Source organism: Streptomyces sp. NPDC127084, assembly GCF_042724175.1.
GTDB lineage: Bacteria > Actinomycetota > Actinomycetes > Streptomycetales > Streptomycetaceae > Streptomyces.
The window spans coordinates 39,786-47,542 of record NZ_JBHXFA010000013.1 but is presented as its reverse complement, the minus strand read 5'-3'; the positions used below and the strand labels follow the sequence as shown (position 1 = coordinate 47,542).

The 7,757-nt window shown below is 72.6% G+C and carries 5 protein-coding genes, 1 pseudogene and 1 riboswitch; of the genes and pseudogenes, 1 reads left to right on the top strand and 5 read right to left on the bottom strand.

Annotated elements, in window-relative coordinates:
- Positions 1-131: 131 nt before the first annotated feature.
- The 5 genes from ACFWI9_RS05405 to cobN form a co-directional block, all read right to left on the bottom strand.
- The gene (locus ACFWI9_RS05405) at positions 132-365 is read right to left on the bottom strand and encodes a chaplin (RefSeq protein ID WP_387159182.1); all 234 of its coding nucleotides are present in this window, start codon (positions 363-365) and stop codon (positions 132-134) included.
- A gap of 306 nt (positions 366-671) precedes the next feature.
- The gene (locus ACFWI9_RS05400; RefSeq protein WP_387159181.1) at positions 672-920 is read right to left on the bottom strand and encodes a hypothetical protein; all 249 of its coding nucleotides are present in this window, start codon (positions 918-920) and stop codon (positions 672-674) included.
- Between the two features lie 40 nt (positions 921-960).
- Positions 961-2,157: a methyltransferase gene (locus ACFWI9_RS05395; RefSeq protein WP_387159180.1), complete on the bottom strand. Its 1,197-nt coding sequence runs from the start codon at positions 2,155-2,157 to the stop codon at positions 961-963.
- A gap of 12 nt (positions 2,158-2,169) precedes the next feature.
- On the bottom strand, positions 2,170-2,727 hold the full coding sequence (locus ACFWI9_RS05390) for a DM13 domain-containing protein (protein ID WP_387159179.1): 558 nt from the start codon (positions 2,725-2,727) through the stop codon (positions 2,170-2,172).
- A gap of 109 nt (positions 2,728-2,836) precedes the next feature.
- Entirely contained in the window at positions 2,837-6,490 is a 3,654-nt protein-coding gene (gene cobN / locus ACFWI9_RS05385) for a cobaltochelatase subunit CobN (protein WP_387159205.1), read from the bottom strand.
- A gap of 36 nt (positions 6,491-6,526) precedes the next feature.
- Positions 6,527-6,665, bottom strand: a riboswitch (cobalamin riboswitch).
- A 46-nt stretch (positions 6,666-6,711) separates the two neighbouring features.
- Between cobN and ACFWI9_RS05380 the strand changes: the two are divergent.
- A pseudogene (locus ACFWI9_RS05380) lies at positions 6,712-7,757 on the top strand (cobalamin biosynthesis protein CobG); the annotation flags it as partial.

Sequence of the window (7,757 nt, the reverse complement as noted above, 5' to 3'; positions counted from 1 at the left end):
GGGATTCCCTTGCTGGGTCGCCGCGGGGTGGCGCGCCCCGGGCGGGGCGGGCCCCGCCGGGGGCCGCCCCCCCCCCCCCCCGGCGGATCAGGGCCCGGCAGGGCCGCCAGGCCGCGTGACGAGCTCTTTCGTCAGCCGTTCATGCAGGCGTTGCCCGCGGCCGGGTTCAGCAGGCCGACGACGCCCACCGAGTTGCCGCACACGCCGACCGGAACATGCACGGGCGCCTGGATCGTGTTGCCGGACAGCACACCCGGGGAGCCGACGGAGGCTCCGGTCGCACCCGAGTCGGCGACGGCGGGAGAAGCGATTCCCATGGCCAGCACGGCCCCGGCGAAAAGTGTGGCTGTCTTCCTGTGCTTCATGTGGATTCCTTTGGATTCTTAGCCCTTGGATGGACCCGGCTCAAGCGAATGCCGACGGCGAAGCCGTCAACGCACTGCCAACGAGCGGCTACCGGTGAAGAAACCCTCGCCCCGTCAATTCCACACGTCTGCCCGGCGGTCATATTTCCGCTCGGCATATTGACGCCAGGGAGGCCCGTCCTCCGCTACCCATGAACTTGTTCCGCGTGGTTGATTCAACGCGCGCATTCGGGTTCTGGTTTCCCGAATTCACCCGAATGGCCGGACGGCGCGGCGGCGGACGGGCACTGCGGTGGACGGGAACCGCTACCAGCGCGGCCAGCAGGAGCGCGAGACGATCGTCGTCCATTCCTGGTCGGGCCCTGGGACGGCCTTGCCCTGGGCGGACCACTGGGCGAGCAACGACGCGTAGATGGGCTCCGGGCTCCACTCTCCCCCGCCCTGCACCGCGCCGGTTCCCGCGCCTGCTCTCGCCGCCCCGGCTCCTGCCCCCGGCTCCCTGCGGCTCGCCGGAATCAGCCCCTGCCGTTCCCAACGGCCCTTCTGCTCCGTCATGCACCCAATATCCCGTACTGGCGCATTCAATGAAGCGAAATCAGCGGCGTTTCACCGCACGCAGTACGACGAACTTGGGATTCCCGGTGACGGTTTCGCAGTTGCCGAAGAGCCGGCGCAGTCTGGTGTGGTAGCCGAGGTGGCGGTTGCCGACCACCCACAGTTCGCCGCCGGGGCGCAGCGCGGCTCGGGCGCCGGTGAACATCCGCCAGGACGTGCTGTCGGTGAGGGCGCGGTGGGTGTGGAACGGCGGGTTGTTCAGCACCAGGTCGACCGAGGCGCGCTCGATGCCCGCGAGCCCGTCGCCGACGAGGAACTCGGCCCTGGCGCCGGGGCCGGTATTCGCCCGGAAGGTGGCCTCGGCGGATGCCACGGCCTGGAAGGACTCGTCCGTGAACACCACGTGCGCCTCGGGGTTGGCGACCGCCGCCGCCGTACCGACCACGCCGTTTCCGCAGCCCAGGTCCACGACTCGGACCGGTCCCCGCCGCTCGGGCAGATGCTGGAGGAAGAACCGGGTGCCGATGTCGAGGCGGTCGGCGCAGAAGATGCCCGCGTGGTTGGTGACAGGGCGGCCGGACATGACGCCGATGTCCGGGGGCAGCTCGTAGCGGCGCGGCCAGGTCGTACCGGCCGCCGGGTCCGAGCCCGGGTTCGGTGCGGCGACCAGGGCCGGGTCCGGGGTGGTGAAGATCAGCCGTGCCTTCTTCACCGCGAGCGAGGTCCTGGTCGGTCCGATGATCCGCTCGAACAGCTTCAGCGTGGAGGTGTGGATCTCGGTCACCATGCCCGCCCCGACCACGAGGGTGTCCGCGTGGAGGCGCGGGGCGAGCCGCTGGAGCTGGTCTTCGAGGAGTGCGAGGCTCTTCGGCACGCGTACCAGCAGCACGTCGACACGGTCCGGTGGCGTCTCCTGTGTCGTCAGCAGCCGTACGCCGGCGAGCTGCGCGGCGGACCGGTTGCGGGCGAGGTTGGCGCGGGTCGCCTGCTGGGTGAGGTACGAGTCGGTGATCTGCGCCGGTCCGTGTACGGCGAGCGCGGTGGTGAGGGCGCCCCAGCGGTCGCCCAGGACGGCCATGGTGCCGCCGATGGCGCCGGGGCCCGCGCGTTCCGCGAGTTCTTCGAGGTGCCGCAGCAGGTACTCGTCGGCGGCGTCCCAGGCGCGGAGCTGGTCACGGGGGTCCTCGGGGTAGCGGGTCAGCCCGAGGTCGCCCCATGACGTGGTGAACGTGTTCATCGTCCTCCCAGGCTACGCGGCCTTTCGGGACAGCTCCGCGGCGCCGAAGGAGACGTCGAAGCGGTCGCACCAGATGCTGACGCTCGTGTACTTCGACAGATCGACGTCGGCGGGCACGTCGTAGTTCTGGTCGCCCTTGTTGCCCTTGAGCTTGCCGAGGCTGACATACGCGCCGTCATCGAAGACCCGCCAGCCCGCCGTCCCCTCCTTGACCGGAGCATCGGTCAGCCAGACCCGCAGGTCAGGGCCGTTGCTGGTGTCGAGGCCCTCAAGGCGGAGCACTCGGCTGCCGTCGGCGAGCCGGACGATCCTGACCTTGCCCTCGGTGGTGTGCTCATGGCTGATGAACGTGCCGGTGGCGAGTACCTGGGGCTCCGCGGGTGCGGACGGCACGCCGGAGCCGGTCCCGTCCGCCGCCGCCGACGGCACGGCCTGCGGGAGCTCCTCCCGTACGGTCTCGTCCACGAACAGCTTCCACGGCTGGAACCAGTACACCCCGAAGGCCAGGGCCACGGCGACGACCACCAGTACGACCCTGACCACCGGCTTCTTCAGCACAGACGTTCTCATGCCCCCATTGAAGCCCAGGCGGGGCGGCAAATGGGGGTTCGGCCGATAAGGAGATCCCCAACGCGGCCGGGAGGGTACGGCGGCCCTCCCCGCCGGCGTAGGTGTCCTGCTAGTCCTGCTCGCCTTCCAGGTCGCTCTCCGTCTCGAGGAACACCTGGCGCAGCGCCTCGATGACGGCCGGGTCGGGCTTCTCCCACATACCCCGGGACTCCGCCTCCAGCAGCCGCTCGGCGATCCCGTGCAGCGCCCAGGGGTTGGCCTGCTGGAGGAACTCCCGGTTCTCCGGGTCCAGGACATAGGCCTCGGTCAGCTTGTCGTACATCCAGTCGGCGACAACCCCGGTGGTGGCGTCGTAGCCGAACAGGTAGTCGACCGTCGCGGCGAGCTCGAACGCGCCCTTGTAGCCGTGGCGGCGCATCGCCTCGATCCACTTGGGGTTGACGACCCGGGCGCGGAACACCCGCGAGGTCTCCTCCACCAGGGTGCGGGTGCGGACCGTCTCGGGGCGGGTCGAGTCGCCGATATACGCCTCGGGGGCCGTACCGCGCAGAGCGCGGACCGTGGCCACCATGCCGCCGTGGTACTGGAAGTAGTCGTCGGAGTCGGCGATGTCGTGCTCGCGGGTGTCGGTGTTCTTGGCCGCGACCGCGATCCGCTTGTACGCCGTCTCCATCTCCTCGCGCGCCGCGCGCCCTTCGAGCCCGCGGCCGTACGCGTAACCGCCCCACACCGTGTACACCTCGGCGAGGTCGGCGTCGGTACGCCAGTCGCGGGAGTCGATGAGCTGGAGCAGACCGGCGCCGTACGTACCGGGCCGGGAGCCGAAGATACGGGTGGTGGCGCGGCGCTCGTCGCCGTGTTCGGCCAGGTCCGCCTGGGCGTGTGCCCGGACGAAGTTGACGTCGGCGGGCTCGTCCAGCGAGGCGACCAGCCGGACCGCGTCGTCGAGCAGCCCGATGACATGCGGGAAGGCGTCCCGGAAGAACCCGGAGATGCGCAGGGTGACATCGACTCGGGGGCGGCCCAGCTCGGCGGCCGGGATCGGCTCGATGCCGTTGACCCGGCGCGAGGCCTCGTCCCAGAGCGGGCGCACACCGAGCAGCGCCAGCGCCTCGGCCACATCGTCGCCCGCGGTGCGCATCGCGCTCGTACCCCAGAGGGAGAGGCCGACGGAGGTGGGCCATTCGCCGTTGTCGGTGCGGTAGCGGGTGAGCAGCGAGTCGGCGAGGGCCTGGCCGGTCTCCCAGGCCAGGCGGGACGGCACCGCCTTGGGGTCGACGGAGTAGAAGTTGCGGCCGGTCGGCAGCACGTTGACGAGGCCGCGCAGCGGGGAGCCGGACGGGCCTGCCGGGACGAAGCCGCCGTTCAGGGCGTGGACGGCGTGGTCGAGCTCGTCGGTGGTGGCGGCGAGACGCGGGACGACCTCGCGGGCGGCGAAGCCGAGGATGTCGGCCACCGCCTGGCCGTGGCCCTCGGCGACGGCGGCGACGGCGGCCGGGTCCCAGTCGGCCTCCTCCATGGCCTCGACCAGGGCGCGGGCCGCGGCTTCGGCCTCGTCGGCGGTCCTGCGGGTGGCGGCCGACTCGTCCAGGCCGAGCGCCTCGCGCAGTCCGGGCAGGGCGGTCGTACCGCCCCAGATCTGCCGGGCGCGCAGGATCGACAGCACCAGGTTGACCCGCTCGGGTCCGGTGGGCGCGCCGCCCAGGACATGCAGACCGTCGCGGATCTGCGCGTCCTTGACCTCGCACAGCCAGCCGTCGACATGCAGCAGGAAGTCGTCGAAGCCGTCGTCGTCCGGCCGCTCCTCCATACCGAGGTCGTGGTCGAGCCTGGCGGCCTGGATCAGGGTCCAGATCTGGGCGCGGATGGCCGGGAGCTTCGCCGGGTCCATGGAGGAGATCTGCGCGTACTCGTCCAGGAGCTGCTCCAGGCGCGCGATGTCGCCGTACGAGTCGGCGCGGGCCATCGGCGGCACGAGGTGGTCGATGAGCGTGGCGTGGACGCGGCGCTTGGCCTGGGTGCCCTCGCCCGGGTCGTTGACCAGGAAGGGGTAGATCAGTGGCAGGTCGCCGAGCGCGGCGTCGGGGGCGCAGGCGGCGGACAGGCCCGCGTTCTTGCCGGGCAGCCACTCCAGGTTGCCGTGCTTGCCGAGGTGGATCATCGCGTCGGCGCCGAAGCCGCCGTCGGCGTGCCGGGCGGCGATCCAGCGGTAGGCGGCGAGGTAGTGGTGCGAGGGCGGCAGATCGGGGTCGTGGTAGATGGCGATCGGGTTCTCGCCGAAGCCGCGCGGCGGCTGGATGACGATCAGCAGGTTCCCGCGGCGCAGCGCGGCGAGCACGATGTCGCCCTCGGGATTGCGGCTGCGGTCGAGGAACATCTCGCCGGGCGCCGGGCCCCAGTGCCGCTCGACCTGCTCTCGCAGCTCGGCGGGAAGGGTGGCGTACCAGCGCTTGTAGTCGGCGGCGGGGATGCGGACCGGGTTGCGGGCGAGCTGCTCCTCGGTCAGCCAGTCCTGGTCGTGGCCGCCGGCCTCGATCAGCGCGCGGATCAGCTCGTCGCCGTCGCCGGATTCCAGGCCCGGGATCTCCTCGGTGCCGAAGTCGTAGCCCTCGGCGGTGAGTCGGCGCAGCAGGGCGACGGCGGATGCCGGGGTGTCGAGTCCGACCGCGTTGCCGATACGGGAGTGCTTGGTGGGGTAGGCCGAGAGCACGAGCGCGAGGCGCTTGTCCGCGTTGGGGATATGGCGCAGCCGGGCGTGGCGTACGGCGATCCCGGCGACGCGGGCGGCACGCTCGGGGTCGGCGACGTACGCCGGGAGGCCGTCCTGGTCGATCTCCTTGAAGGAGAACGGGACGGTGATGAGGCGGCCGTCGAACTCGGGGACGGCGACCTGGCTCGCGGCGTCCAGCGGGGAGAGGCCCTCGTCGTTCTCCTCCCAGGCGCTGCGCGAGCCGGTCAGGCACAGCGCCTGGAGTACGGGCACGTCGAGCGAGGCGAGCGCGCCCGCGTCCCAGGCTTCGTCGTCCCCACCGGCCTGGGCCTCGGCGGGCTTGGTGCCGCCCGCGGCGAGGACGGTGGTCACGATGGCGTCGGCGCCGCGCAGCCGGTCGAGCAGTTCGGGCTCGGGGGCGCGCAGCGAGGCAACGTAGAGCGGCAGGGCCTGGCCGCCTGCGTCCTCGATGGCGTCGCAGAGGGTGCCGACGAAGGCGGTGTTGCCGCTCATGTGGTGGGCGCGGTAGTAGAGCACGGCGACGGTGGGCCCCGCTGTGCCGGCGGCTTTCACCTCACGCTCCAGCGGTCCCCAGGTGGGCGCGGGCGCCGGGGGATCGAAGCCGTGGCCCGTCAGCAGCACGGTGTCGGACAGGAAGCGGGCGAGCTGCTCCAGGTTGTCCGGGCCGCCGTGGGCGAGGTAGGCGTGGGCTTCGGCCGCGATGCCGATCGGGACGGTGGAGGCCTCCATCAGCTGGGCGTCGGGGGCCTGTTCACCGCTGAGGACGACCACCGGCCGGTCCTGCGCCAGCAGTACGTCCAGGCCCTCCTGCCAGGCGCGGATGCCGCCGAGCAGCCGTACGACGACCAGCTCGGTGCCGTCCAGCAGGCCGGGAACGTCGTCCACCGGGAGCCGGGAGGGGTTCGCGAAGCGGTAGGCGACCGGGCCGTCGGAGGCGCGGGCGCTGAGCAGGTCGGTGTCGGAGGTCGACAGCAGCAGGATCGTCGGCGCATCCGCCGTGTTCGCGTGCGGCGTCGTCTTCGCGTGCGTCATCGCGTGCACAGGCCTTCCTCGGGGTTTCCGCGCCCCGGGTGGTCGTGGTCGGCGGGAGTTCCTGACTCGCCTGGCCGCCGCTCGCAGCGGGCCTGGCTCACAGTGGCGGGACCGCGCCGGATTTACACCGGGCTTCCTCCCCGGGGCCCTGAGACCCCATGCCGCCTGAATAGTAGAGGCTGCCCCCGGAACGCACGGCGGCTGCCCGGAACGACGTGGGTATGCTCGCCGCCATGCCGCCCACACCCACAAGCCCCGCGGACCCGGGCGAACCTCGCATACGGGACCGGGGTGACGCCTGCCCCGGGGCGCTGCGGCTGCATGCGGCGGATGACGGGCGACTGGCCCGACTCCGGCTACCCGGTGGACTTTTGACGGAGTGTCAACTCGATGCGCTGGCCACCGCGGCGGACGGGCTGGGCGACGGATCGCTCAGTGTCACCTCCCGGGGCAATGTGGAGCTGCGCGGTCTCTCGGACGCCTGCGGGGCGCCGCTCGCGGCGCTGCTGCGGGATGCCGGGCTGCTGCCGTCCGAAACGCATGAGCGGGTACGCAATGTGGTGGCCTCGCCGCTCGCGGGACTGGACGGACTCGGCTGCGCCGACGTGCAGTTGTGGGCCCGTGAGCTGGACGCGCTGCTGTGCGGGACCGAGTGGGCCGCGGGACTTTCGGGCCGCTTCCTGTTCGCCCTGGACGACGGGCGGGGCGATGTGGCGCGGCTCGGCGCGGATGTGACGTTGCTCGCAGAGCGGGGCGGGGCGGCCGTGCTGCGGATCGGACACCGCCTCGCCTTCCGTGTGGCGGGTGCCGACGCGCCGCGCGCGGCCCTCGCCGCGGCGGAGGCGTTCCTGGCGGCGGCGGCCGAATCGGGTACGGGCGCCTGGCGCGTACGGGAGCTGCCGGATGGGCAGCACCTCGCGGTGGGCAAGCGGCTGGAGCGGGCGGGAGTGGCGGCGGTGCCGGTACCGGCACCGGTTCGGGGGACGCCCTCCTGGTGCCCTGCGGCCCTGAGCCACTCCGACGCCCACCAGGCGGACGGCGACCGTCCCCGCCCGGCGCCCGTGCGCTCCGGCGGCGCGGCACGGGAGGCCGACGGCTCCGGGCCCATGGGTCCGCTGCCCGGGATCGTGGCGGGCCCGCGCGGCTGGGCGGTGTCGGTGGTCGCGCCGCGCGGGCGGGGGGCCCCCCCCCCCCCCCCCCGGGGGCCGCCGCGCCCCCCCCCCCCCCAACCCGCTCACACACAAGGGCGCGCGCGGGGGGGCGCGGG

Excerpts from the sequence above, each read along its gene's own strand:
- ACFWI9_RS05390 (WP_387159179.1), bottom strand. The coding sequence starts at position 2,727 with ATGAGAACGTCTGTGCTGAAGAAGCCGGTGGTCAGGGTCGTACTGGTG.
- ACFWI9_RS05405 (WP_387159182.1), bottom strand. The coding sequence starts at position 365 with ATGAAGCACAGGAAGACAGCCACACTTTTCGCCGGGGCCGTGCTGGCC.
- cobN (WP_387159205.1), bottom strand. The coding sequence starts at position 6,490 with ATGACGCACGCGAAGACGACGCCGCACGCGAACACGGCGGATGCGCCG.
- ACFWI9_RS05400 (WP_387159181.1), bottom strand. The coding sequence starts at position 920 with ATGACGGAGCAGAAGGGCCGTTGGGAACGGCAGGGGCTGATTCCGGCG.
- ACFWI9_RS05395 (WP_387159180.1), bottom strand. The coding sequence starts at position 2,157 with ATGAACACGTTCACCACGTCATGGGGCGACCTCGGGCTGACCCGCTAC.